Below are 24720 nucleotides of genomic sequence, written 5' to 3'. Positions count from 1 at the left end.
CCGGAGGGTCGCCAAGCGACTCGTCCTGGGAACTACACCTAGCCCGCCTCCGCCTCCGCGCGCGTGAGCGCCTCGAGGGCGGCGCACGCGTCGACGCGCGTGGCGTCGATGTGGCGGCGCGCGAGATCCGCCGCCCGGGCGCCCTCGCGCCGCTCGAGGAGGGCGACGAGCTCGCGGTGGTCGGCGAGCGAGTCGGGCCGGCGGGCGGCGGCCGTGGGCAGGTAGTGGAAGCGCACGCGCTTCGACATCGACTCCACGACGGCGGCGAGCGTGCTGTTCTGCGAGGCGCGCGCGACGGCCACGTGGAAGTCGTGGTTGAGGCGGGCGAGATCGGCCGGATCCGAGGTCTGCTCCTGCAGGCGGAGGACGCGCGCGAGCTCGCCGAGGTCGTCGGCCGTGCGGCGCTGGGCGGCGAGCTCCACGGCCTGCGGCTCCACGAGCGCCCGCGCCTCGAACAGGTCCACCAGCTCCGACAGCACGCGAGGCCGCACCGACACGCCCTCATGCGGCCGGTGCACGACCCACCCGTCGGCCTCGAGCGCGCGCAGCGCCTCGCGCACCGGGATGTGGCTCGTGCCCGTGCGGCGGGCGATGTCGTCGGCCTTGACGCGGGAGCCGGGGGCGAGCGCACCACCGAGGATCTCCTCCTCGAGCAGCACCCGCACGCGCTCCGCGGCGCCGACGCGGGAGGGGACCGGGGCGGGAGCGGGCATGCGCTCGATTATAGGATCCGCCGCCACGCCACCACCCAGACGTGTTTCACATCCCGGAAACACAGGCGAAACGCGCGCGTGCGGCCGGGCTGTTCCTATAGGACGCAGCCGGGTCCCCCGCCGGCGCCACCCGATCCCAGGAGAACCCATGTCGCTCCCCGCCGCCCCGCCGGTCGCGCGCCACGCCGACGGCGCCGTCCCGGATCCCGCCGACCGCCCCGTCTTCTCGGAGTACGAGTCGGAGCCCGTGCCCCCGCACGCGCGCCGCCGCACCGCATCGGTCGCGGCCGTGTGGCTGGGCTTCCCGATGATCCTCACCTGCGCGGTGTTCGGCGGCCTCGTCGTGCACTCGCTCGGGTTCTGGGCGGGCATGGGCGCCATCGTGGTCGGCACGCTCGTGCTCATGGTCTACGTCGGCGCGCTGAGCTACCTCGCCGGCCGCAGCGGCGAGAGCTTCGCGCTCATGGCGATGCGCACGTTCGGCGCCAAGGGCTACGTCGTCCCGGCGGCGTTCCTCGCCACGGTGGTCATCGGCTGGTTCGCGTTCCAGACGGGGCTCACCGGATCCACGCTGCACGGCTCCCTCGGCTGGGACCAGACGGCGACGACGCTCGTCGCCGGCATCCTGTTCGTCGCCGTGACTCTGCTCGGCATCCGCGCGCTGTCCTGGATCGGCGTCATCGCCGCTCCCCTCTACCTCGTGCTCGGGGCCGTCGCCATCGCGATCGTCGCGACCCGGCCGGGCGCGGAGCTGCAGGCGGCGCCCGCGGGAGGCGCCGGCGCGCTGAGCTTCGGCGCGGCCGTGACGCTCGTCGTCGCGCTGTTCGCCGACTCGGGCACCATGACCGCCGACTTCACGCGCTGGGCGCGCTCGGGCCGGCAGGCCGTGCTCGCGTCGCTCGCGGCGTTCCCGTTCGGCAACGCGATCGCGCTCGTGGTCGGCGGCCTCATCGTCGCCCTCGGCGGCGCGACGGATCCGGGCACCGCGGGCGGCGACTTCCTCGGGATCCTCGTGGCGCAGGGCGGCGCGCTCGTGCCGCTCGCCGTGCTGTTCGTGGTCGTGAACCTCGGATCCGTGTGCGCCCACTGCCTCTACAACGGCGCGGTCGGCTGGAGCCAGCTCACCGGCATGAGGATGCGCCGCACGACCCTCGTGCTCGGCGCGGTCGGCGTGGTGCTCGCGGTCGCGGGCATCTGGACCTACTTCGAGGTGTGGCTGAACCTGCTCGGGGTGATCGTGCCGCCCATCGGAGCGGTGCTCATCGTCGACCAGCTGCTGCTCGCACCGCGTCGGGCGGCGGCCTCCGCTGCCGGCACCGCGTCCGCCTCCACTCGCGGCCCGTGGCGCGCGCCCGCGTTCGTCGCCTGGATCGTGGGGGCCGGTGCCGCGCTCGCGGCCCACGCCTACGCCGACTTCCTCTCCACGGCGGTCGTGGGCCTGGTCGTCGCCGCGGTCGCGCTCGTCGCCGCCGACGCGCTGGGACGCGTGCGCGCCCCGCTCGGCGCGGCCGTCGAGGCGGGGGAGGTGCGCTCGTGAGCATCGCCGCCACCACCGCCGTCGCACCCGTCGCCGGCACCACGTCCGTCGCCGCGGACCCGTACGCCTGGCCCTACGACGGCGCCGTCGACGTGGCGCGCACCGCCGTGGTCTGCATCGACTGGCAGGTCGACTTCTGCGGCGTCGGCGGCTACGTCGACCGCATGGGCTACGACCTCGCGCTCACCCGCGCCGGCCTCGCGCCCACCGCCCGGCTGCTGGAGCGGGTGCGGGCGCTCGGCATGACCGTGATCCACACCCGCGAGGGCCACCGGCCCGACCTCTCCGACCTCCCGGCGAACAAGCGCTGGCGCTCGGAGCGCGCCGGCGCCGAGATCGGCAGCGTCGGCCCGTGCGGGCGGATCCTCGTGCGCGGCGAACCCGGCTGGGAGATCGTCCCCGAGGTGGCCCCGCTCCCCGGCGAGCCCGTGATCGACAAGCCCGGCAAGGGCGCGTTCTACGCCACCGACCTCGACCTGGTGCTGCGCTCCCGCGGCATCGACCGGCTGATCCTCACGGGCATCACCACCGACGTGTGCGTCTCCACGACCATGCGCGAGGCGAACGACCGCGGCTACGAGTGCCTGGTGCTCTCCGACTGCACGGGGGCCACGGACCCGGCGAACCACGACGCGGCGCTGCGGATGGTCACGATGCAGGGCGGCGTGTTCGGTGCCGTCGCGTCGTCCGACGACGTGCTGGCGGCGCTCGCCGGGGCGGGCCGCGTCGGATCGGAGGCCCGCGAGTGAGCGGGGGCATCGGCGTCCCCGGCGTCCCCGGCGTCCCCGCGCTGCCGCTCGTCGGATCCGCCTCCGTCGTCGACCGCGTGCGCGCCGCCTACGCGCGCATCGCCGAGGTCGACCGGCCCGAGGTGTGGATCACGCTGCTCGACCGCGCGGACGCCCTCGCCCGCGCCGCCGACCTCGACGATCGCATCGCCCGGGCCCCGGCGGGATCGCTGCCGCTCGCGGGCTGGCTCGTCGCCGTCAAGGACAACATCGACGTGGCCGGCCTGCCGACGACCGCCGCGTGCCCGTCCGCCGCCGCCGCGCCCGAGGTCGACGCGCCCGCCGTCGCCCGGCTCCGGGAGGCCGGCGCGCTCGTCCTCGGCAAGACCAACCTCGACCAGTTCGCCACCGGCCTCGTCGGCACGCGCAGCCCCTACGGCGCCGTGCGGCACGCGACGCGGCCCGACCGCATCTCGGGCGGATCCAGCTCCGGCTCGGCGGTCGCCGTCGCGCTCGGCCTCGTCGACGTGGCGCTCGGCACCGACACGGCCGGATCCGGACGGGTGCCCGCGGCCCTGCACGGCCTGGTCGGGATCAAGCCGACGCTCGGCCTGGTGCCGACCACGGGCGTCGTCCCCGCCTGCCGCTCCTACGACACCGTGAGCGTGCTCGCGGCCGACCTCGCGACCGCGCAGCGCGCGCTCGCCGAGATGGTCGGGCCCGACGCCGCGGATCCCGCGAGCCGCGACTGGCCGTCCACCACCCGGCTCGCGCCGCGCGGCGTCCCCGTCGTCGGCGTGCCCGCGGAGCACGACCTCGCGCCGCTCTCGCCCGGCGCCCGCGCGGCGTTCCAGCAGGCGGTCGCGCGGATGCGCGACTCCGGCGCCGTCGTCGAGACGGTCGAGCTCGGGCCGTTCCTCCGCGCCGCGCTCCTCCTCTACGAGGGCGCGCTCGTGGCCGAGCGCTGCGAGGCGGCGGGGCCGTCGGTGCTCGCGGACGCGCCGGACCTGGATCCGACCGTCGCCGGCATCGTGCGCGGCGCGCTCGGGATCCCCGCGCACCGGCTCGTGGAGGACCGCGCGCTCCTCGAGCGCCTGCGCGTCGCCGCGTGCACGGTGTTCGACGCCCCCGGCGACGCGCGCCGCGGGATCGACGCGCTGCTCCTGCCGACGACCACCGAGCACCCCACGCTCGCCGAGGTCGCCGCCGAGCCGGTCGCCGTCAACGCGCGCCTCGGCACGTACACGAACTTCGTGAACCTGTTCGACCTGTGCGCCGTCGCGGTGCCCGCGGGCGAGGCGGACGGATCCCCGTTCGGCGTGAGCCTCGTCGCGCCCGCCTTCGCCGACCAGGTCGTGCTCGACCTCGCCGGCCGGATCACGGGCGACTCGGCCCGGCCCGCGCTCCTGCCCACCGACGCGGTCGACGTGGTCGTGTTCGGCGCGCACCTCGGCGGCCAGCCGCTGCACCGCCAGCTCAGCGAGCTCGGCGCGCGCTTCTCCCGCGACGTGCGCACGAGCGCGGCGTACCGCATGGCCCACCTCCCGGGTGAGCCCGCGCGCCCCGGCGTGACCCCGGCGCCCGACGGCGACGGCACGCCGCTCGCGGGCGAGGCATGGACCCTCACGCGCGCCGGCCTCGCCGCGTTCCTCTCCGGCATGGTCCGCCCCATGGCCCTCGGCCCGGTGGAGCTCGACGACGGCACGCAGGCGATCGGGTTCCTCTGCACCGACACCGCGGGCGCGCCGGACATCAGCGCGCACGGCGGGTGGCTGCGGTACCTGGCGTCCCGCGGTCAGGCGGTCCCGGGCTCCTGATCCGCGGGGGCCGTCCGCCACGGGCTGAGCTCGTGCGCGGTGGCGGCCGCGGGGGACGCGGTCGGCGTCGCCCCCGGGACCCCCGGGACCCCGGGGACGGGCGGCACGCCCGGCGCCCGCGACACGCCCGCGCTCGCCCCGTGGGATCCGTGTCCGCGTGCCGCCCGTCCCGCGCGCACCCGCGCCGGCCCGTCCGTCGCCGTGCCGCGCAGCCGCACGAGCTGCACCACGGCGACGCCGAGGAGCACGATCTCGCCGAGGTCGCGGAGCGTGATCACCCCCACCATCACCGGGACCGCCTCGAGCAGCAGCACGTACGCGTAGGGGTAGACCAGCTGCGTGAGCGCGGCCACGACGAGCCCGAGGCGCGCCGCGAGGGCCGTGCCGGGGGCGTGGCGGTCGTGCACGAGCATCACGATGATCGGCACGGCGAACCACGAGACGTACTGCGGCGAGCCGACCTTGTTCGTCACGATGAGGACGGCGACGAGCGCGAGCGACAGCGGCCCGATGAGCGCGGCGGGGGAGGCGCCGCGGTGGTGCGCGCGGATCCCGAGCAGCGTCACGATGAGCACGACGCCGAGCATGATCGGCGTGAGCGCGGCCGCGACGGCGTCCACCCCGGGCCCCGCGACCTGGAACGTGATGATGCCCAGGTCGTCGTACACGCGGTACCGGTCGTCGCCCGCGACGATGCGCCACAGGTGGTACAGCGCCGCGGTCGACTCGACCTGCAGCCCGCGCCCGGTCTGCTGGCCCACGAAGCCCAGCACGTTCGCGCCGCTGCCGAGGGCGAGGGATCCGGCGACGACCACGGCCGTCGTGCCGAGCGAGACCGCGACGACCGTGCCCCGCGCCAGTCCGCGGCGGGCGATCACGGCGGTGAGCAGCAGCGCCGCCGGCCACACCTTCACCCAGGCGCCGATGGTGAGGAGCGCGGAGGCGAGGGCGGGCCGGGTCGCGAGCACGAGCAGGCCGGCGAGGGCGAGGGGCACGGTGACCGCGTCGATCCGGCCGAGCGAGATCGGCCCGAGCGCCACGAGGAAGCCGAGCCACCACGCGGCGGGGGCGAGGCCGCGGCCGCGGCGGATGCGGAGGAGCAGGGCGAAGGCGGCGGCGTCGAGCAGGGTGATCAGCGCGAGCCACACCGTGCCGAAGAACGCGGTGCCGCCGAGGAGCGAGACGAGCATGGGCGCCGCCGCGAGGATCGGGTACACCCACGGCAGGTCGAGGCCCACCCGGCCGCCACCGGCCATCCCCTCCTGCATCCAGATGCGGTAGATGCCCGTCACGTCGCCGAGCGCGGAGGTGGGGCCGATGAGGTTGAGCGTGATGAGCCAGAGGTGGCAGAGCGCGAAGGCCAGCCACGGGCGTGCCATGATGCCGGCGGCCGGCGGCCGGACGGCATGCGCCGCGAGCGACTCGTCCGCGGTCACCGGGCGGCGCCCTCTCGGCGCGCAGGCGGGTGCATGTCGGGTGGTTCTCCTGCGGTCGGGACGGACGGGGACGCGGCCCGCGGGGGCCGGAGCCCGGCTCGCGGACGCCCGTGGTGCGGGCGGCGCTCTCGCGATGGTAGGCCACGCGGTCGTCGCCCTGCCGTGAGCGGACGAGTCGCCCGCGCGGTCAGGCGGTGCCGCGCAGCCGCGCGACGGTGCTCATCACGTGGTAGATCACGATCGCCGCGACCGTCCCGAGCGCGATGCCGTTGAAGGAGACGTCGCCGAGCGTGAAGGTGAAGGGCGCGATCGCGACGATGAGCGCGGTCGCCGCCGTGAGCTGGTTGACGGGCTTCGAGAAGTCCACCCTGTTGTCCATCCAGATCTTCACGCCGATGATCCCGATGAGGCCGTACAGCGCGGTCGTCACGCCGCCGAGCACGCCCGCCGGGATCGTGTCGATCACCGCGCCGACCTTGGGCGACAGGCCGAGCAGCACGGCGAACGTGCCGGCCACCCAGTACGCGGCGGTCGAGTAGACGCGCGTGGCGGCCATCACGCCGATGTTCTCGCCGTAGGTCGTGGTGCCGGATCCGCCGCCGAGGCCCGCGAGCACGGTCGCCAGGCCGTCGGCGAGCAGCGCGCGACCGGTGAGCCTGTTGACCGATCCGTCGGTCATCTGCGCGACGCCGCGGATGTGGCCCACGTTCTCCGCCACGAGCACGAGCACCACGGGCAGGAACGCGGGCAGCAGCGCCCAGAACTGGGGCGTGAACTGGGGCGCGTGGAACTCGGGCAGCCCGATCCACGCCGCCGCCTCGAGCTTCGAATAGTCGATCTCCTGGCGGATCGCCGCCACGGCGTAGCCGACGACCACGCCGAGCACGATGGAGAGCCGGCCGAGGATCCCGCGGAACAGCACGGTGGAGAGGATCACGACGGCGAGCGTGATGGTCGCCGTCACGGGTGCCTTGACGAAGTTGTCGCGCGCGGCCGAGGCGAGGTTGAAGCCGATGAGCGCGACGATCGCGCCGGCGACGACGGGCGGCAGCAGCGCGTCGATCCAGCCGGTGCCGGTGAGCTGCACGATGCCGCCGATGATCGCCAGCATCACGCCGACCGCCACGATGCCCGCGAGCGCCGCCCCGATGCCGCCGCCGCCGGCCGCCGTGGCCGCGTTCGCCGCGGTGATCGGCGCGATGAACGCGAACGACGAGCCGAGGTAGCTGGGCAGCCGGTTCTTCGTGAGAGCCAAGAACAGGATCGTGCCGAGCCCGGAGAAGAACAGCGTCGTCGTGGGCGGGAAGCCCGTGAGCGCGGGCACGAGGAAGGTCGCGCCGAACATCGCGACGACGTGCTGCAGCCCGAGCCCGATGGTGCGCGGCCAGGTGAGGCGCTCGCCGGGGCCGACGACCGCGGAGGTCTCGACCGCCTTGCCGTCGCCGTGGAGGGTCCAGATCTGTCGGGCCATGATCGCCTGCTCTCGCGCGGGTGTGTGGGGAGACGCCCCGATCGGCGAGCGTACCGACGCCGTGTTGCGGTGGCGTTTCGCGCGGCGGATCCGGTCCGGGCTCCGGCGGACCGGCTCGACCGCCGGTCCCGCTCCGCCGCTCCCGGGACGCGCGCGGGAGACGCCCCTAGGCTCGTGCCCATGAGCGCCGAGACACCTCCGACCGGGATCCGCACCGACGAGCTGGACCAGGGGGTGCGCCCGCAGGACGACCTCTACCTCCACGTGAACGGCCGCTGGCTCGAGCGCACCGCGATCCCGGACGACAAGGCCCGCTGGGGCTCGTTCCACCAGCTCGCCGAGGCGGCCGAGGAGGCCGTGCGGGTGATCATCGAGGAGGCCGTCGACGCCGAGCCCGGCACCGAGGAGCGCCGCTTCGGCGACCTCTTCACGAGCTTCATGGACGAGGAGCGGGTGGAGGCGCTCGGCACCGAGCCGATCCGCGACCAGCTCGACCAGGCCGCCGCCGTCACCGACGTGCCGTCCTTCCTCGCGACCCTGGGCCGCCTCGAGCAGACGAACGTGAGCGGCCTCCTCGGCCTCTTCGTCGACAACGACCCGGGCGACCCCGAGCGCTACGTCGTGCAGGTCGAGCAGGGCGGCATCGGCCTCCCCGACGAGAGCTACTACCGCGAGGAGGGCCACGCGGCCGTCCGCGACGCGTACCGCGCCTTCGTCGAGCGGATGCTCGGCCTCGCGCAGCTGGACGATCCGGCGGGCCGCGCCGACCGGATCCTCGACCTCGAGACCCGCGTCGCCGCCGTCCACTGGGACAACGTCCGCACCCGCGACAGCCAGGCCACCTACAACCTCGTCACCTGGGCGGAGCTCCGCGAGCTGGTCGCGAAGGCCGCCGGCGCCGATCTCGACGTCTGGCGCGACGCCTTCGCGGCGCCCGCCGCCGCGCTCGACGAGCTCGTGCTCCGCGAGCCGTCCTTCGCCGAGGGCCTGGGCGCGCTGCTGACCGACGCCGAGGTCCCCGCGCTCCGCGACTGGCTCGCCTGGCAGATCATCCGCTCGAACGCGGCGCTGCTGCCGAAGGCGTTCTCCGAGGCGTCCTTCGACTTCTACGGCCGCACGCTCACGGGCGCACCCGAGCAGCGCGCGCGCTGGAAGCGCGGCGTCTCGCTCGTCGAGGGCGCCATGGGCGAGGCCATCGGCCGCATCTACGTCGACCGCCACTTCTCCCGCACCGCCAAGGCCGAGATGGACGTGCTCGTCGGCCACCTCGTGGAGGCGTACCGCGACTCCATCTCCGGCCTCGAGTGGATGACCGCGGAGACCCGCGGCCGGGCGCTCGAGAAGCTCGAGAAGTTCACCCCGAAGATCGGCTTCCCCGACCGCTGGCGCGACTACTCGTCCCTCGAGATCGACCCGACGGACCTCGTGGGCAACGTGCGCGCGACCGCCCGCTTCGAGACGCGCCGCGAGCTCGCGAAGATCGGCGCCCCGCTCGACCGCGACGAGTGGTTCATGACGCCGCAGACCATCAACGCGTACTACAACCCGGGCTTCAACGAGATCGTGTTCCCGGCCGCGATCCTCCAGTTCCCGTTCTTCGACGAGGAGCGCGACCCGGCGGCGAACTACGGCGCGATCGGCGCGGTCATCGGCCACGAGATCGGCCACGGCTTCGACGACCAGGGCTCGCGCTACGACGGCGACGGCCGCCTCACCGACTGGTGGACCCCGGCCGACCGCGCCGCGTTCGAGGAGCGCACGGCGTCGCTCATCCAGCAGTACGACGCGCTCGTGCCGGCGCAGCTCACGGGCGACGACGCGCCGCACGTGAACGGCGCGCTCACCATCGGCGAGAACATCGGCGACCTCGGCGGCCTCTCCATCGCGTGGAAGGCGTACCTGATCTCGCTCGAGGGCGCCGAGCCGCCGGTCATCGACGGCCTCACGGGAGCTGCGCGCTTCTTCCTCTCCTGGGCGCAGGCCTGGCAGCAGAAGGGCCGCGACGCGGAGGTGATGCGCCTGCTGGCCATCGACCCGCACGCGCCGAACGAGTTCCGCTGCAACCAGATCGTCCGCAACATCGACGCGTTCTACGCGACGTTCGACGTGCAGCCGGGCGACGGCCTGTGGCTCGACGAGGACGCCCGCGTCACCATCTGGTGACGCGCGTCCGGCGATGACGGATCCCACGCACGGGCCGGGCGACGACGTCCCGGGCCCCCGCCACGCCGGCGGGGGCCCGGCGCGGCACCGCGGCGGCGAGACGGCGGCCGCGTTCCGCAGCGCCTTCCGCGCGCTCGGCGGGCTGGCCCTCGACGGCATGCGCGTCGCCGCCCGCGCGACCGACCTCGACACCGGGGAGGTCGTGCTCGCGGTCGACGACCACGTCGCGCTGCCCGCCGCGGGCCTCGGGCGCGTGCTCCTGCTCATCGAGCTGTCGGCGCGCATGACCGCGGGCGACCTCTCGCCGCTGCACCTGGTGGACCGCCTGCCGGAGGACGAGGGCGGCAGCGCGGGCCTCTGGCGGCACCTCGTGGTGCCGTCGCTGCCCGCGACCGACCTCGGGTCCCTCGTCGGCGCGACCGGCGATGCCGCGGCCACCAACGCGCTCCTCCGGCTCGTGGGCCTCGGCGCCGTGCGCGCCCGCGCGGAGTCGCTCGGCCTCCGGCGCACGGCCCTGCTCGACTTGGCGCGCGGATCCCGGGGGCCGGACGACGCGCCGCAGCTCTCCGTCGGATCCGCCCGCGAGCTCGCCTCGCTCTTCTCCTCGCTCGTGCACGGCGAGGTCGTGGACGAGGAGACGAGCACGCGCGTGGTGGGCTGGCTCGCGCTCAACACCGACCGGTCGCTCGTCGCGGCGTCCTTCGGGCTCGACCCGCTGGTCGAGCGCGGCGGCGAGCACGGCATCGTGGTGGTCGACTGCACCGGGGTGGACGCGGGCGTGCGCGCCGAGGCGGGCGTGCTCCGCGGGCCGCGCGGCGCGGTCGCGTACGCCGTCATGGTGCACTTCGACGACGCCGACCTCCCGGCCCGGCTCGCGGTGCGCGACGCCCTCGGGATCGTCGGGCTCGACCTCCTGGAGCACGTGCACTGAGCCCGGCCGCGGCCGTCCCGCGGATCCGGCGCCCACCGGCCGCGGATCCGCCCGGGCGTAGAGTCGGATGTCGCCCGCCACCCGCCCGGACGACGGAGGAGACCCCCGCATGACCGGCATGAACCCCGCCACCGCCAAGCGCCTCGCCCGCGACGACGTCGCGCCCGTGTACGCGGAGGTGGATGCGGCCATCGCGCGCGCCGAGATCCCCGGCACCCCGGAGTGGCAGGAGAAGGTCCGCGGCCGCATCGTCATGGTGCGCCACGGGCAGACCGAGTGGAGCGTCAACGGGCGCCACACCGGCACGACCGACATCCCCCTCACGGAGACGGGCGAGGAGCAGGCGCGCGCGGTCGGCGGCGTGCTGGCCGGCACCGACTTCGGGCTCGTGCTCGCGAGCCCCCGCTCCCGTGCGCAGCGCACGGCCGAGCTCATCGGCTACGGCGACCAGGCCGAGGTCGACGACCGGCTCGTCGAGTTCGACTACGGCGCGTACGAGGGCCGCACCACCGCCGACATCCAGTCCGAGCGCGGCCACTGGGATCTCTGGACCGACGGCGTCCCCGCGGGCGACACCCCCGGCGAGACGTCGCAGCAGGTCCGCGACCGCGTCCTCCAGGTGCTCGAGCGCGTGCTGCCCGTGCTCGAGTCCGGCCAGGACGTGCTGCTCGTCGCCCACGCGCACGTGATCCGCGCGCTCGCCGTCGCGTGGGTCGGCCTGCCCGCGGAGGCCGGCGGGATCCTCACCCTCTCCACCTCCACGCTCAGCGAGCTCGGCTTCGAGCACGGCCGCCACGCGATCATGCGCTGGAACTGCCCGGCCGACGGTTGGGCGCCGTCGCCCGTGGGCGGCAGCCGCTAGGCCAGCATCGCAGCCGACCGTGGCCCGGGATCGCGGGTCGCGGTCGCGGAGCACCCCGCCGCGTAGGATCGCCCCTCGTGGCACAGAAGAAGAAGCGCACCCGGCAGGCCCCCTCGAACTCCGCCCGAACCCGTCTGGGATCGCACGCGGCGGCGCGCTCGGGGAACCCGGCGAAGGCCCCGAAGGCCACCGCGCGCGACTGGATCTCCGGCGCCCGCATCCGCACCCTCCCGCTCGCCGTCGCCCCCGTCGCGATCGGCGCCGGGGCCGCCCGCGCGCTCGGCCCGGACGAGGGCGTCTCCCTCGGCCTCGCGCTCCTCTGCCTCGCCGTCGCGGTGCTGCTGCAGATCGGCGTCAACTACGCCAACGACTACTCCGACGGCGTCCGCGGCACCGACGACGTGCGCGTCGGCCCCGCCCGCCTCACCGGATCCGGCGCCGCGAAGCCCCGCACCGTGCTCACCGTGGCGCTCGCGTTCTTCGGCCTCGCCGCGGTCTCCGGCCTCGTGATCGTGCTGATCACCGGCCACTGGTGGCTGCTCGCGGTCGGTGCGGTCGCCATCGTCGCGGCCTACTTCTACACGGGCGGCAAGCGCCCCTACGGCTACGCCGGCCTCGGCGACGTGGTGGTCTTCGTGTTCTTCGGCCTCGTCGCCACGGCCGGCACGCAGTTCATCCTCATCGGCATGATCACGGGCGAGGGCTGGCTGGGCGGCGTCGCGGCCGGCGGGTTCGCGGCCGCGGTGCTCATGGTCAACAACATCCGCGACATCGAGCAGGACGGGAAGGTGGGCAAGCGCACCCTCGCGGTGCGGCTCGGCCCGCGCGGCTCGCGCATCGTCTACTGCATCGAGATCGCGATCGCCTACGCGGTCGTGGTCTTCTTCTTCCTCTTCTACCCGAAGGCGCTGCTGGTGCTGTTCACCCTCGTGCTGGCGCTGCCGGCCGCGATCATCGCGTGCACCGGCCGCACCCCGAAGGAGCTGATCCTCTCGCTGCAGCTCACGAGCATGGCCGCCCTCACGTTCGGCCTGGGGCTCGGGGCGGCGTTCGCGTTCTGACGTCGGCCGCGCGGCGCGCGTCGGCCGCTACTGTCAGGGGTGATCGCTCTCCTCCTCGTGACCGGCGCCCTGCTCATCTGGGCCGTCACGCACCGTCGCCTGCGCCGCATCGCCGTCAGCGGTCCGCTGCTGATGGTCATCCTCGGCGCCGTCGCCGGCTGGTTCGTCGTCGGGGAGAGCGCCCTGTTCTTCGACTCCGACGCGGCGCTCGTCGTCGCGGAGGTGGTCCTCGCCCTCCTCCTGTTCGTGGACGCCATCGACGTGAAGGGCCCGCCGCACGCCGTCCTCAGCGCGATCCCCGTGCGCCTGCTCTTCATCGCCCTCCCGCTGTCGTTGGCCTGCATCCTCGCGGTCGGCATCGTGCTTCCGCTCGGCCTGTCGCTCCCCGTCATCCTGGCCATCGCCTGCATCGCCACACCCGTCGACTTCGCGCCCGAGACCTCCATCGTCCGGGACGCGCGCATCCCCGCCCGGGTGCGGCGGTGGCTGAACATCGAGAGCGGATACAACGACGGACTCGTGACGCCCGTGCTGCTCGCCGCGCTCGCGCTCGTGAGCCAGACGTCCGCGCGTCCCGAGAGGGATGCCGTGGCCGCGTTCCTCGCCGCCGCACCCGCGGGTCTCATCGCGATCCTCGTCGGCGGGCTGGTGGGGGTGGGAGGCGGCCGGCTGTTCCGCGTCGCCCGTGCGAGGGGCTGGGCGGACTCGCAGAGCATCCGCATCGGGTTGCTCGCCCTCCCCATCCTGACCTTCGCGTTCGCGCACGAGGTGCACGGGAACGGCTTCGTGGCCGCCTTCGTCTGCGGCGTGGCCTTCCGCCTGGCGCGGGGTCGGGAGTGGGACGAGCACAGCGAGAAGCCGCTCGTGGAGGACGTCACGTCGTTCCTCACGCTCCTGCTGTGGTTCGCGTTCGGGATCGCCGCCCTGGTGCTGTCCAGCGGCGCCGTCGACTGGTGGCCCGCCCTGCTCCTCGCGCTGTTCGCCCTCACCGTCGGACGCTTCGTCCCGGTGATGGTCGCGCTCATCGGCACGCGCTCCACCCGACGCGACCGGATCTTCATGGCCCTGCTCGGCCCCCGCGGCGCCGCGTCCATCGTCTTCGGGCTCATCGCGTTCAACGCCCTCGGCGGGTCCGACGGCTACGACGTGCTCGCGGCGACCAGCTTCATCATCGTGGGGAGCCTGCTGCTCCACGGCATCGGCGGCCCGCTGCTCATCAGCCGGTTCTACGGCACCAGGGCGGAGGCGGAGGCGAGGGCCGCGCGGCCGGGGTGATCATCCCGGTGCCCCCCGGAGGCGGGTGGCGACTCTGCGCGGCGGACCGGCGTCAGCTGCGCTCGGCCTCGCCGTCGGCGCGCGGCTTCGCGGCGTCCACAGCGTCGGCGGCGCCCGCGGACTCGGCCGGGGAGGCCGGGGAGGCGGGCCCGCCGGCCCGGCGCTCGGCCGCGTCGATGGCGGCGTCTTCGCTGTCGTCGTCCTCGACGGGACGGCGGCGTCCGGCGGCGACGGCCGCGAGATCCGCCGCCATGGCCTCGCGCTGCGTGCGCAGGAAGATGTAGGACCCGCAGAACGACACCACCGCGCCGATGACCGCGGCCAGCGGCCACAGGTCGGCGTTCACCGCGACCACGAGGCCGAACGGGATCGCGAACATGAGCACGCGGAGGACGGTGTAGACGAGCCAGTAGCGACGGGAACTCACCGGGCCAGCATAGGTCGGGCGCCTGGGCGGGACCCCGGCCGGGCGCACAGCTCGCATGCCCTTCCCGCCCGCTGGACGCCCGGCATCCTCCCCGGTTGCGGAGCTACCATCGACAGATGCCCCGCCTGCTGATCGGTCTCGCCGTCGTGATCGTGTTCTTCACGGTCTTCGTCATCGTGGACACCGCGATGACGCCGCGGACCCGCATGCGCGGCCTCCCCAAGCCGGCGTGGATCGCCGTGGTCGTCCTCGTGCCCGTCATCGGCGGCATCCTCTGGCTCACCGTCGGCAAGGACCGAACCGACCTCGCCCGCTCCTCCGGCCGTCGCCTCGGCCCGGATGACGACCCCGACTTCCTCTCGAACCTCGGCCGCGCCCGCTCGGAGCAGGAGCGCATCCGCCGCCTCGAGCAGGAGCTCGCCGACCTCGACAGCGACGGCGCCGGTCCCGACGCCGACGGCCCCGCGTCCTCGGGCGGCACGGGCACGGCCCCGCGCCCGAGCCCCGACGGCGACGAGGACCGCGGCGCCCCCGGTCGCCGGGACTCCTGACCCGGTGACCGCCGCCGACTCCCTCCCCGTCCCGTCCGCCGTCGCCCCGCCCCGCACCGGCAACCCCTCCACCGACCGCGCGCTCGCGATGCTGCTGGCGCTCGTGCGCGAGGGCGTCACCGACGTGGTGCTCTGCCCCGGATCCCGCTCTCAGGCCCTCGCGCTCGTCGCCGCCGAGCTGGAGCGCGTCCACGGCGTCCGCCTGCACGTGCGCATCGACGAGCGCGCCGCCGCGTTCCTCGCGCTCGGCCTCGGCGTCGAGTCCGGCCGGCCCGCGCCCGTCATCACCACCTCCGGCACCGCCGTCGCGAACCTGCACCCGGCCGTCCTCGAGGGATGGCACTCGGGCGTCCCGATGCTCCTGCTCACGGCCGACCGGCCCGCCGAGCTCCGCGGCATCGCGAGCAACCAGACCACGCGGCAGCCGGGCATGTTCGGCGAGCGCGTCGCGTGCGTCGACGTGCCGGCGCCCGAGGGCACCGACGACGACCTCGCGCAGGACGCGCGCATCGCCCGCGACGCCTACCGCCGGGCGCGCGACGAGCGCACGCCCGTGCACGTGAACGCGGCGTTCCGGGATCCGCTCTCGGTCGCGGTGCCCGACCTCGCCGAGGCCGCCGCGGAGGCGCGCGCCGCTGCCGCTGCCGCTGCCGTAACCGCCGCCTCCGCTGACGCACCCGCGACCCCGCCTGCCGCCGACGTCCTCGACCTCCCGCACGGCCCACGCACGCTCGTCGTCGCCGGTCACGCCGCGGGCGAGGCCGCCGAGGAGCTGGCGCGCGCCGGGGGATGGCCGCTCGCCGCGGAGATATCCAGCGGATCCCACTTCGGCCCGAACCTCGTCGTCTCCTTCCGCGAGCTGCTCGCCCGCCCCGGCTTCGGCGACCGCGTCGAACGCGTGATCGTGTTCGGCCACCCCACGCTCACGCGCGAGGTCCCGCTGCTCGTCGGGCGGGAGGGCGTCGAGGCGATCGTCGTCGGATCCACCGGCGGCGAGGACTACGACCCGCGCCACCGCGTCACCGCTCACCCCGCCGCCGTGCGCGTGGTCGGCGAGCCCGCGGATCCGGCCGACGCCCGGCGCTGGCTCGGCACCTGGGTGCAGGAGAGCCGGGCGATCCTCGACGCGGCCACCGCCGCGGAGTCCACGCCGCGCGTCCCCTCCGGTACCACGCCCGCCGAGCGTCGCGACTTCGCGAAGGCCGAGCTCGCCGCCGTGCGCGCCGACGTCACCCGCCGCAGCCTGGTGCGCGCCGTCTGGCAGGCCACCTGGCCGCACGACCGGCTCGTGCTCGGGGCGTCGCGCCTCATCCGGGAGGCCGACCGCGCGCTCCCCGGCAAGCGCGTGCGCGTGCACGCCAACCGCGGGCTCGCGGGCATCGACGGCACCATCTCCACGGGCCTCGGCATCGCGCTCGCCTCGCAGGCCGGATCCGGCACGGCCGCCGCGGGCGTCACGCGCGTGCTCGTCGGCGACCTCACGCTCCTGCACGACGTCGGCTCGCTGCTCCTCGGCACGGGCGAGCGGGTGCCGCGCATTCAGGTCATCGTCGGCAACGACGGCGGCGGCACCATCTTCGACGGCCTCGAGGTGTCCCGCACGGCCGCTCCCGACGCCATCGATCGCGTCATGTTCACGCCGCAGCGCGTGGACCTCGCGGCCCTCGCCCGCGCCTACGGGTGGACGCACCTCCGCGCCGCGACCCACGGCGAGCTCGAGGCGGCGCTCACGACCGCGTCGGATGCGCCGCTGCTCATCGAGGTGCCGCTGGTCCGGTAGCGGGTCGGCCAGGGTCCGCGACGCCTCGCCGGTACCGTCGGAGGGCGGGCGCCGACCCGCGCGATCGGGGGACGCATGCTGGGCATCGCGCTCGCGCTCGGATCCGCCGTCGCGCACACCGGCTGGAACGCGCTCAGCAAGACGGGCGCGGCCGGCGGCACGGCGTTCGTGTGGCTGTGCACCGTGATCGGCGCGCTGGTCGCGATCCCCGTCGCGGTCGTGATCGTGCTCGCGCAGGGGCTCGTCCCCGCGTGGTCGTGGCTCGGCGCCGGCGCGGTGGGCGCCGTCCTGCACGGCGGCTACAGCCTGGTGCTCCAGGCCGGCTACCGGCGCGCGGAGGTGAGCGTCGTGTACCCGGTGTCGCGCGGCCTCGCGCCCGTGCTGGTCGCGGTGCTCGGCGTGATCCTGTTCGGCCAGCGCCTCGGCCTCGCCTCGGGCCTCGGGGTGCTCCTCATCGCCGTCTCGGTGCTGCTGCTCCTCGGCGACGGACCCGGCCGGGGCCCCGGGGGAGGCGTCGGCTGGGGCGCGCTCACCGGCGTCGTCATCGCCGGGTACACGCTGTGGGACGCGGCCGTGGTCGTCAGCTGGGGCATCCCACCCGTGCCGTACTACGCGGTGGTCGCGGTGCTGCAGCTGGGCATGATCACCGTCGCCGCCCGGCGGCACCTCGGTCGTGCGGCGCTCCGCGACCGGCGCCGCCTCGGGCTGGCCGCGGCCGTCGGCGTGCTGATCCCGCTCTCCTACGTGCTCAGCCTCCTCGCGCTGGAGCACGCGCCCGTCGGCGAGGTCGCGGCGCTGCGGAGCACGAGCATCGTCCTGTCGGGGGTCGTCGCGTGGATCGCGATGGGTGAGCGGGTGAGTGTCCGCCGGCTCGCGTCGACCGCGCTCGCGACCGGTGCGGTCCTGCTGATCGCGGTGTCGGCGACCTGAGGCGGCCGGCTGGGCGGAGTCCGCGTCGCGCCGTCGGACGTCAGGCCGGGAGCGAGCCCCGCCACGTCCGCAGCGCCTCGCGCTCCGGGTCCGTGAGCCCGGCCGCGGCGAAGAGCGCGTCGAGGTCGATCCCCGCCATCGCCTCGCGGAACGCCCCCTCGCTCGTGGTGCCGCGCTCGGCGAGGAAGTCCGCGATCGCGGGCTCCAGGTCCTGCTCGCCGGAGTTCGCCGACCGCTCCGGGCCCAGGCGGATCGTGGCCAGGTAGTCGTCGACGATGTCGTCCGGCTCGGCACCCACGGCGAGGAGCAGCAGCAGCGCGATGAGGCCCGTGCGGTCCCGGCCGGCGCCGCAGTGGAAGAGGACGCCGCCGGCGGGGGCGTGCGCGATGGCCCGCAGCGCGGATCCGGCGCGCTCCGGCAGCGCGGCGAGGTGCGGCAGGTAGTAGAGCGGCGTGCCGACGAGGCCGGTGTCCCAGTAGGGCACCCAGAAGTCCGGGTGGTCGTCGAGGCCGTCGAGGTCGACGTGCACCACCTGGATCCACTCGGGCCGTGGACGCGAGTCGCGGGCGCGCTCGAGCGGCTGGCGGAGGTCGAGCACCGTGCGGAAGCCGAGCTCGCGCAGGCGCTCCCAACCGGCGTCGGTGATGAGGTCGGCGTCCTCGCAGCGGGCGAGGACGCCCGTGGGGGTCGTGCCGCCGGAGCGGAGGCGGATGCCGCCGAGGTCGCGGGCGTTCACGAGGCCGTCGATCGGGAGGGTGCGGTCGGATGCGGTCATCGGCCGAGTCGACCACGGGGACCGGCCGCGTCGCGTCTGACGAGCGAGTGATCCTCGTCGATCCGGCGGCGGACCCCTCCTAGCCCAGCGCCTCCACGACCGGCCGGAACTTCATCGCCGTCTCGGCGCGCTCGCGCTCGGGGTCGGATCCCGCGACGATGCCCGCGCCCGCGTGCGCGACGATGCCGCCTGACGGATCCACCTGCGCGCCCCGCAGCGCGATGGCCCACTCGCCGTCGCCGTCCGCCGCGACCCAGCCGACCGGCCCGGCGTAGCGCCCGCGGTCGAAGGGCTCGAGCTCGGCGATCAGCTCCAGCGAGGCGGCCGTGGGGTGCCCGGCGACCGCGGCGGTCGGGTGCAGGGCGCCGACGAGGTCGAGCGACGAGGATCCGTCGCCCAGCGTGCCCGTGACGTCGCTCGCCAGATGCCACAGGTTCGGCAGCTTGAGCGTGAAGGGCGCGTCGGTGGTGGAGAGGTCGCGGCTGTGCGGGCGGAGCGCGTCGAGGACGCTGTCGCGCGCGAACGCGTGCTCCTCGTTGTCCTTGGGGGAGGCGGCGAGGCCCGCCGCCGCGGCGGCGTCGGCCCGGGCGTCCGCGCCGCGCGACACCGTGCCGGCGAGGACGCGCGCCCCGACCGTGCCGCGGCCCACGCGCACGAGCGTCTCGGGGCTCGCGCCGATGAGGCCGTCGACCGCGTAGGTCCAGCAGTCGGGGTAGCCGAGCGCGAAGCGGCTGAGCGCGAGGCGGAGGTCGCCGCCGAGGGGGAGGCGGCCCACGAGGTCGCGCGCGAGCACGACCTTCTGCACCTCGCCCGTCCCGATGGTGGCGACGGCGCTCGCGACGGCTCGCTCGTAGTCGTCGGGACCCATGGATCCGGGCCGCAGGTGCAGGCGGTACTCGGCGCCGGAGCGCTCGGGCACGGGGACGGAACCCGCGGCGAGGCCGTCGAGCGGGGAGGCGACGTCGCCGTCCTCCTGCTCGGCCAGCCGGATCCGCGTGACCCACGACACCCCGTCGCGCCGGCCGACGACCACGCGCGGCACCACGAGCACGCTGGCCGCCGCGGAGTCGTCCGCGAACGCGAAGGCGCCGAACGCGATGAGGCCCGTGCCGGGGATCCCGAGTGGATCCGTCACGGTCGCGGCGGCGGCCACCTCGCGCCATGCGGCGGCGGCGTCGCGCACGCGGTGGGGCCCGGTGAACTCGAGCCGGAGCGCCTCGCCGATGCCGCCCATCCCGGATCCGTGCCGCAGCCACAGGAGCGGGTGCCGGGCGTCGAGGAGGGGGACGAGCCGGGCGATGGAGTCGACGGGGGTGGTGTCGACGAGGAGCGCTCGGACGCGGGTGGCGGTCACGGATGCCAGCCTACCGCCGGGGATCCGGGCCTCCCCGGGGAGCCGGCGCCCCCGTCGGCGACCCCTCGCGACCCCCGCCGCCCCCGACCCCTGTTCGGCCCCTGGGCATCCGGCCGCCGCCCACCGCGTGCCCAGCGCGCCCGAATAGACTGAACGGGTGATGCGCGCAGACCTCAGCAAGAAGCCCGGCCAGGTGTCGGCGATGTTCGACGAGGTGTCGAGCGCGTACGACCGCACGAACACCCTCCTCTCGGTCGGCAACGACCAGCTCTGGCGGGTCGCCACCACGCGGGCCGTCGCGCCCGTCGCGGGCGAGCGGATCCTCGACCTCGCCGCGGGCACCGGCACCTCGAGCGCCGCGCTCGCCGCGTCCGGCGCCCACGTCGTCGCCGCCGACTTCTCCGAGGGCATGCTCGAGGTCGGTCGCCGCCGCCACGCGGGGAACCCGCGCATCGAGTTCGTCCACGCGGACGCCACCGGCCTCCCCTTTGACGACGACTCCTTCGATGCCGTCACCATCTCCTTCGGCCTCCGCAACGTCGTCGAGCCGAAGAAGGGCCTCGACGAGCTGTTCCGCGTGCTCAAGCCCGGCGGCCGCATCGTCATCTGCGAGTTCAGCACCCCGCCCGTGCCGCTCGTCCGCCGCGGCTACGACCTCTACATGAAGGCCGTCGCGCCCTCGCTCGTGAAGCTCGTGAGCTCCAACGCCAGCGCGTACGAGTACCTCAACGAGTCGATCCAGGCCTGGCCCGACCAGGAGACGCTGAGCTCGTGGCTGCGCTCGGCTGGATTCTCGTCGGTCGAGCACCGTAACCTCACAGCGGGGATCGTCGCGCTGCACCGCGGCGTCAAGCCCGTCGGCCGCCACGCCGCGGCTCCCCGGCCCGCCGCGTCCTGACCGGCGCGTGACCCACCACAGACAAGGTCGCCCATCATGAGTCCGAGCATCCCGCTCGCCCGCCGCGGCACCTCCGTCGCCTCCCATGCCAGCCTCACCGAGCGCCTCTTCGCGTCGTCGGGCGACCGCCGCATGGCCCGCAGCATCGACGACGGCCTCGCCCTCGTCGAGGAGCAGCTCCTCCGCGAGGTCCGCTTCGCCGACGACGTGGCCGACGTCACCACGCGCTACCTGCTCGACGCGGGCGGCAAGCGCGTGCGCCCGATGCTCGCCCTCCTCATCGCCCAGCTCGGCGAGGGCAACACGCAGCAGGTGGTGGACGCGGCGGTCGCCATCGAGATCACCCACCTCGCGTCGCTGTACCACGACGACGTCATGGACGAGGCGGACATGCGCCGCGGCGTCCCGAGCGCGCAGGCCGTGTGGGGCAACTCCATCGCCATCCTCGCGGGCGACCTGCTCTTCGCGCGCGCCAGCAAGATCGTCGCCGACCTGGGGCCGCGCGCCATCCGCCTCCAGGCGGCCACCTTCGAGCGGCTCGTGCTCGGCCAGCTGCACGAGACCATCGGCCCGCGCGAGGGCCAGGACCCCATCGAGCACTACCTCGACGTCCTGGCCGACAAGACCGGCTCCCTCATCGCGTGCGCCGCGCAGATGGGCGTCATCTACTCGGGCGCGGATCCCGAGCTCGAGTCGGCCGTCGTCGCGTTCGGCGAGCGCACGGGCGTGGCCTTCCAGCTCGTCGACGACGTGCTCGACCTCGCCGACCAGCCCGAGGAGACCGGCAAGCTCGCCGGCACCGACCTGCGCGCGGGCGTCTCGACGCTGCCGCTGCTCTACCTGACCCGCCTCGCTGCCACCGACCCGGACGCCGCGGCGCTGCTCGCCCGCATCCAGCGCGACGTCGAGCACGAGGAGACGCCCGAGACCGAGGCCGACCTCACCGCCGCCATCGCCGAGCTCCGCGACCACGAGGTCACGGCGCGCACCATCGCGGAGGCCCACCGCTGGGCCGCCGAGGCGGTCGACGCGCTCGCGCCCCTCCCGGAGGGCCCGGTGAAGAAGGCGCTCACGCGCTTCGCCGACACCATCGTCGAGCGCACGCGCTAGCTGCCGCTCGTCCCCGCCGGCTCTCGCGGGGATCCGCATCACCACGCCCCGACGGCCGGCACGGGACGACGACGAACGAAGAGGACACCAGTGACCAAGCTGAGGCTGGCCATCGTGGGCGCAGGGCCCGCGGGCATCTACGCGGCCGACATCATCCTGAAGGCCGAGAAGCAGTTCGACGTCTCCATCGACCTCTTCGAGCGCCTGCCCGCGCCCTACGGCCTCGTCCGCTACGGCGTCGCGCCCGACCACCCGCGCATCAAGGGCATCATCGGCGCGCTGCGCGACGTGCTCGACCGCGGCGACATCCGCATCTTCGGCAACGTCGACTACGGCCGCGACATCACCCTCGCCGACCTGCAGAAGCACTACAACGCGGTCATCTTCTCCACGGGCGCGATCCGCGACGCCGAGCTCGACATCCCCGGCATCGACCTGCCGGGCTCGTACGGCGCGGCCGACTTCGTGAACTGGTTCGACGGCCACCCGGACTTCCCGCGCGACTGGCCGCTCGAGGCCCGGGAGGTCGCCGTCATAGGCAACGGCAACGTGGCGCTCGACGTGGCGCGCATGCTGTCGAAGCACGCGGACGACCTGCTGCCCACCGAGATCCCCGACAACGTCTACGCCGGCCTCAAGCGCTCGCCCGTCACCGACGTGCACGTCTTCGGCCGCCGCGGACCGGCGCAGGTCAAGTTCACGCCGCTCGAGCTCCGCGAGCTCGGCGAGGTGCCCGACGTCGACGTGATCGTCTACGACGAGGACTTCGGCGTGGATCCCGCCGCCGAGGAGGCCGCGAAGACCAACAAGCAGGTCATGGTCATCAGCCGCGTGCTGGAGAAGTGGCGCACGCGCGAGACCGGATCCGCGTCCCGCCGCCTCCACCTGCACTTCTACTCGCGCCCCGCGGAGGTGCTCGCGTCCGACGACGCCGAGCCCCGCGTCGCGGCCCTGCGCATCGAGCGCACCCGGCCCGACGGCACGGGCGGCGTGGAGGGCACGGGCGAGTTCCGCGACGTGCCCGTGCAGGCGGTCTACCGCGCGGTCGGCTACTTCGGCTCGCCCGTCGACGGGATCCCGTTCGACGAGAGCCGCGGCGTCATCCCGAACCACGAGGGCCAGGTGCTCGACCTCGACAACGCGCGCATCCCGGGCGTCTACGCCACGGGCTGGATCAAGCGCGGTCCCATCGGCCTCATCGGGCACACCAAGTCCGACGCCATGGAGACCGTCTCGCACGTGCTCAACGACCAGGGCGACTGGTGGACCCCCGAGGCGCCCGAGGAGCAGGCGATCGTCGACCTCCTCGCGGAGCGCGGCATCGACTACACCGACCTCTCCGGCTGGCACGCGCTCGACGAGCACGAGATCGCCCTCGGCGCCCCGCACGGGCGCGCGCGCATCAAGGTGGTCGAGCGCGCGGAGATGCTGGAGGCGTCCCGGTCGCAGCGGTCCGCCTGATCCGCCTCCCCTGATCGACGCCGACGGGCGCCCGCGGTCCTCCCGCGGGCGCCCGTCCGTTGTCCGTCCCCAGGTCGCGGGCCGCGAGCCCGGGCTGCGCGGGGGAGCCCCTAGGGTCGCCGCGTGATCCCCGCCCCCGCGTTCCTCGTCGCGGCCGGCAGCGCGGGCGCTGTCGTGGGCGCCGTGTCCCCGCGCCTCGCCCGCGTCGCCCTCGCCGGCGGGCGCCGCGCGGACGGCCTCGACGCCCGCCCGCTCCATCCGCTCCCCGGCCTCGGACGCACTGCCGCGGTCGTGGCGGCGCTCGTCACGGGGATCCTCGCGGCCCTCGTGCTCGCCGAGACCCCGCCCGCGCGCCTCCCGCCCGCGCTGCTGCTCGTGGCCGTCGGCCCCGTGCTCGTGCTCGCCGACCTCGCCGCCCACCGTCTGCCGGACCGGGCCACGGCTCCCGCGGCGGTGGCGGCGTCGGCCCTGGCGCTCGTCACGGGCGGATCCGGGCTCCTGCTGCAGGCGGTCGGATGCGGAGCCGCCGCCGTCGTCGTGCTCGCGCTCCTGCAGGCCGCGACCGCCGGCGGCCTCGGCTCGGGCGACGTGAAGCTCGCGGGCGTCCTGGGTCTTGCGCTCGGGCAGCTGGGGCTCGCGCACGTCGCCCTGGGCCTCGCGGTGGGCACGCTCCTCGGCGGCGTCGCCGCGCTCGCCCTCCTGGTCGGGGGCCGCGCGCGGGCGTCGACGGCCGTCCCGTTCGGCCCGTGGCTCGTGCTCGGCGCGCTCCTGGTGGCCGGCGCGCCCACTACGCTCGCGTGAGCGTGCGACGACCCCGGCCGATGATCGTCTGTGCGTGGGTCCCCTCGCGCTACGAGAGGCGTACGGTGGAGGAAGTGTCCAAGACCCCGGCATCGACGTACTGACGATCCAGAGGAAATGACATGGCACAGAGATCGCTCGCACTCCTGGAAGACGAGACGGGAGTCCTCCTGGCAGCCGCCTCGCGCGCGGTGGTCTCGCTCTACCGGCCGCTCCTGCAGCCGCTCAACCTCACGCATCCCCAGTACCTGGTGCTCCTGGCGCTCGACATGGAGGAGCCGCAGGCCGTCGTCGACCTCGCGGAGAAGCTGCACCTCACGCCCGGCACGCTCTCGCCACTGCTGAAGCGCCTGGAGGTCTTCGGCTACGTCACCCGCTTCCGCGACACGACCGACGAGCGCCGCCTCTCGGTCGGCCTCACCGACGCCGGGCGCGACATGCTCCCCGTCATCTGGCGGGTCGGCGACCAGGTCCGCCGCGACATCGCGGGCGACGACGCCGACGGCGCGTCGGGTGACTCGCAGCTGCACGCGCTCCTGCAGGCCGTGCTCGAACGTGCCATCGCTCACGAGCAGGCGGATCCGCGGGCCGACAGCACCGCGACCGCGGACGACTGACCCCGGCGCGACCGGCCCTCGC

22 protein-coding genes are annotated in these 24720 nt (G+C 75.0%); 16 read left to right on the top strand and 6 right to left on the bottom strand.

The window, feature by feature from the left end; all coding sequences use genetic code 11:
- Window positions 1-38: 38 nt before the first annotated feature.
- Entirely contained in the window at window positions 39-713 is a 675-nt protein-coding gene (locus ACU4ZT_RS14990) for a GntR family transcriptional regulator (protein WP_445337471.1), read from the bottom strand.
- Between the two features lie 148 nt (window positions 714-861).
- On the opposite strand from ACU4ZT_RS14990, the gene ACU4ZT_RS14985 reads away from it, so the two are divergent.
- From ACU4ZT_RS14985 to atzF, 3 genes are read left to right on the top strand one after another with little or no spacing between them, the layout of a single operon-like run.
- A complete protein-coding gene (locus tag ACU4ZT_RS14985) occupies window positions 862-2250 on the top strand; it encodes a purine-cytosine permease family protein (RefSeq protein WP_445337470.1) in 1389 nt (462 codons plus the stop codon).
- Entirely contained in the window at window positions 2247-2999 is a 753-nt protein-coding gene (gene biuH / locus ACU4ZT_RS14980; protein ID WP_445337469.1) for a biuret amidohydrolase, read from the top strand. The genes ACU4ZT_RS14985 and biuH overlap by 4 nt, the downstream gene beginning before the upstream one ends.
- Window positions 2996-4795: an allophanate hydrolase gene (gene atzF / locus ACU4ZT_RS14975; RefSeq protein WP_445337468.1), complete on the top strand. Its 1800-nt coding sequence runs from the start codon at window positions 2996-2998 to the stop codon at window positions 4793-4795. The genes biuH and atzF overlap by 4 nt, the downstream gene beginning before the upstream one ends.
- On the opposite strand, the gene ACU4ZT_RS14970 is transcribed toward atzF, so the two are convergent.
- Together ACU4ZT_RS14970 and ACU4ZT_RS14965 are read right to left on the bottom strand one after the other, a co-directional pair.
- Complete coding sequence (locus ACU4ZT_RS14970; RefSeq protein WP_063072809.1) at window positions 4774-6231, bottom strand: glycosyltransferase 87 family protein; 1458 nt, start codon at window positions 6229-6231, stop codon at window positions 4774-4776. The two genes, atzF and ACU4ZT_RS14970, sit on opposite strands and share 22 nt — an antisense overlap.
- A gap of 187 nt (window positions 6232-6418) precedes the next feature.
- Window positions 6419-7702, bottom strand: a complete 1284-nt coding sequence (locus tag ACU4ZT_RS14965) for a uracil-xanthine permease family protein (RefSeq protein WP_445337467.1) — start codon at window positions 7700-7702, stop codon at window positions 6419-6421.
- A gap of 180 nt (window positions 7703-7882) precedes the next feature.
- Here ACU4ZT_RS14965 and ACU4ZT_RS14960 point away from each other — a divergent pair, with 180 nt between their 5' ends.
- From ACU4ZT_RS14960 to ACU4ZT_RS14940, 5 genes are all read left to right on the top strand, one after another.
- A complete protein-coding gene (locus tag ACU4ZT_RS14960) occupies window positions 7883-9865 on the top strand; it encodes a M13 family metallopeptidase (RefSeq protein ID WP_445337466.1) in 1983 nt (660 codons plus the stop codon).
- Between the two features lie 13 nt (window positions 9866-9878).
- Complete coding sequence (locus ACU4ZT_RS14955) at window positions 9879-10796, top strand: serine hydrolase (RefSeq protein ID WP_445337465.1); 918 nt, start codon at window positions 9879-9881, stop codon at window positions 10794-10796.
- Between the two features lie 109 nt (window positions 10797-10905).
- Window positions 10906-11658 (top strand): histidine phosphatase family protein, encoded by a 753-nt coding sequence (locus ACU4ZT_RS14950; RefSeq protein ID WP_063071498.1) that lies wholly within the window; start codon window positions 10906-10908, stop codon window positions 11656-11658.
- Between the two features lie 77 nt (window positions 11659-11735).
- Window positions 11736-12719: a 1,4-dihydroxy-2-naphthoate polyprenyltransferase gene (locus ACU4ZT_RS14945; protein WP_445337464.1), complete on the top strand. Its 984-nt coding sequence runs from the start codon at window positions 11736-11738 to the stop codon at window positions 12717-12719.
- 39 nt (window positions 12720-12758) lie between these two features.
- Window positions 12759-13994 (top strand): cation:proton antiporter domain-containing protein, encoded by a 1236-nt coding sequence (locus tag ACU4ZT_RS14940; RefSeq protein WP_414763914.1) that lies wholly within the window; start codon window positions 12759-12761, stop codon window positions 13992-13994.
- A gap of 52 nt (window positions 13995-14046) precedes the next feature.
- Here the strand turns inward: ACU4ZT_RS14940 and ACU4ZT_RS14935 are convergent, their stop codons facing one another.
- Window positions 14047-14421, bottom strand: a complete 375-nt coding sequence (locus ACU4ZT_RS14935; protein WP_063071501.1) for a DUF4229 domain-containing protein — start codon at window positions 14419-14421, stop codon at window positions 14047-14049.
- Window positions 14422-14537: 116 nt separating this feature from the next.
- Between ACU4ZT_RS14935 and ACU4ZT_RS14930 the strand changes: the two genes are divergently transcribed.
- The 3 genes from ACU4ZT_RS14930 to ACU4ZT_RS14920 all read left to right on the top strand — a co-directional run bounded on the left by ACU4ZT_RS14930 (window position 14538) and on the right by ACU4ZT_RS14920 (window position 17682).
- Window positions 14538-14972: a PLD nuclease N-terminal domain-containing protein gene (locus tag ACU4ZT_RS14930; RefSeq protein WP_063071502.1), complete on the top strand. Its 435-nt coding sequence runs from the start codon at window positions 14538-14540 to the stop codon at window positions 14970-14972.
- 4 nt (window positions 14973-14976) lie between these two features.
- Entirely contained in the window at window positions 14977-16752 is a 1776-nt protein-coding gene (gene menD, locus ACU4ZT_RS14925; RefSeq protein WP_445337463.1) for a 2-succinyl-5-enolpyruvyl-6-hydroxy-3-cyclohexene-1-carboxylic-acid synthase, read from the top strand.
- 75 nt (window positions 16753-16827) lie between these two features.
- Complete coding sequence (locus ACU4ZT_RS14920) at window positions 16828-17682, top strand: DMT family transporter (RefSeq protein ID WP_063071504.1); 855 nt, start codon at window positions 16828-16830, stop codon at window positions 17680-17682.
- Between the two features lie 40 nt (window positions 17683-17722).
- Here the strand turns inward: ACU4ZT_RS14920 and ACU4ZT_RS14915 are convergent, their stop codons facing one another.
- Together ACU4ZT_RS14915 and ACU4ZT_RS14910 are read right to left on the bottom strand one after the other, a co-directional pair.
- A complete protein-coding gene (locus tag ACU4ZT_RS14915) occupies window positions 17723-18457 on the bottom strand; it encodes a tyrosine-protein phosphatase (protein ID WP_270981215.1) in 735 nt (244 codons plus the stop codon).
- 79 nt (window positions 18458-18536) lie between these two features.
- Entirely contained in the window at window positions 18537-19811 is a 1275-nt protein-coding gene (locus ACU4ZT_RS14910; RefSeq protein WP_270981216.1) for an isochorismate synthase, read from the bottom strand.
- 160 nt (window positions 19812-19971) lie between these two features.
- Here ACU4ZT_RS14910 and ubiE point away from each other — a divergent pair, with 160 nt between their 5' ends.
- The 5 genes from ubiE to ACU4ZT_RS14885 all read left to right on the top strand — a co-directional run bounded on the left by ubiE (window position 19972) and on the right by ACU4ZT_RS14885 (window position 24698).
- The gene (gene ubiE, locus ACU4ZT_RS14905) at window positions 19972-20709 is read left to right on the top strand and encodes a bifunctional demethylmenaquinone methyltransferase/2-methoxy-6-polyprenyl-1,4-benzoquinol methylase UbiE (protein WP_270981396.1); all 738 of its coding nucleotides are present in this window, start codon (window positions 19972-19974) and stop codon (window positions 20707-20709) included.
- Between the two features lie 36 nt (window positions 20710-20745).
- Complete coding sequence (locus tag ACU4ZT_RS14900) at window positions 20746-21819, top strand: polyprenyl synthetase family protein (protein WP_063071508.1); 1074 nt, start codon at window positions 20746-20748, stop codon at window positions 21817-21819.
- Window positions 21820-21909: 90 nt separating this feature from the next.
- Complete coding sequence (locus ACU4ZT_RS14895) at window positions 21910-23280, top strand: FAD-dependent oxidoreductase (protein ID WP_445337462.1); 1371 nt, start codon at window positions 21910-21912, stop codon at window positions 23278-23280.
- 123 nt (window positions 23281-23403) lie between these two features.
- The gene (locus ACU4ZT_RS14890) at window positions 23404-24081 is read left to right on the top strand and encodes a prepilin peptidase (RefSeq protein ID WP_445337461.1); all 678 of its coding nucleotides are present in this window, start codon (window positions 23404-23406) and stop codon (window positions 24079-24081) included.
- A 122-nt stretch (window positions 24082-24203) separates the two neighbouring features.
- On the top strand, window positions 24204-24698 hold the full coding sequence (locus ACU4ZT_RS14885; RefSeq protein ID WP_063071511.1) for a MarR family winged helix-turn-helix transcriptional regulator: 495 nt from the start codon (window positions 24204-24206) through the stop codon (window positions 24696-24698).
- The last annotated feature ends 22 nt before the right edge of the window (window positions 24699-24720 follow it).

This window comes from Clavibacter davisi (assembly GCF_052751415.1).
Note: the sequence above shows the minus strand (reverse complement) of the source record. Positions and strands in the feature narration are given on the sequence as shown.

Bases quoted from the DNA above. Each gene is read 5' to 3' on its own strand.
- ACU4ZT_RS14990 (WP_445337471.1), bottom strand. From the start codon at position 713: ATGCCCGCTCCCGCCCCGGTCCCCTCCCGCGTCGGCGCCGCGGAGCGC.
- ACU4ZT_RS14985 (WP_445337470.1), top strand. From the start codon at position 862: ATGTCGCTCCCCGCCGCCCCGCCGGTCGCGCGCCACGCCGACGGCGCC.
- ACU4ZT_RS14965 (WP_445337467.1), bottom strand. From the start codon at position 7,702: ATGGCCCGACAGATCTGGACCCTCCACGGCGACGGCAAGGCGGTCGAG.
- ACU4ZT_RS14960 (WP_445337466.1), top strand. From the start codon at position 7,883: ATGAGCGCCGAGACACCTCCGACCGGGATCCGCACCGACGAGCTGGAC.
- ACU4ZT_RS14955 (WP_445337465.1), top strand. From the start codon at position 9,879: ATGACGGATCCCACGCACGGGCCGGGCGACGACGTCCCGGGCCCCCGC.
- ACU4ZT_RS14950 (WP_063071498.1), top strand. From the start codon at position 10,906: ATGACCGGCATGAACCCCGCCACCGCCAAGCGCCTCGCCCGCGACGAC.
- ACU4ZT_RS14930 (WP_063071502.1), top strand. From the start codon at position 14,538: ATGCCCCGCCTGCTGATCGGTCTCGCCGTCGTGATCGTGTTCTTCACG.
- ACU4ZT_RS14920 (WP_063071504.1), top strand. From the start codon at position 16,828: ATGCTGGGCATCGCGCTCGCGCTCGGATCCGCCGTCGCGCACACCGGC.
- ACU4ZT_RS14915 (WP_270981215.1), bottom strand. From the start codon at position 18,457: ATGACCGCATCCGACCGCACCCTCCCGATCGACGGCCTCGTGAACGCC.
- ubiE (WP_270981396.1), top strand. From the start codon at position 19,972: ATGCGCGCAGACCTCAGCAAGAAGCCCGGCCAGGTGTCGGCGATGTTC.
- ACU4ZT_RS14900 (WP_063071508.1), top strand. From the start codon at position 20,746: ATGAGTCCGAGCATCCCGCTCGCCCGCCGCGGCACCTCCGTCGCCTCC.
- ACU4ZT_RS14885 (WP_063071511.1), top strand. From the start codon at position 24,204: ATGGCACAGAGATCGCTCGCACTCCTGGAAGACGAGACGGGAGTCCTC.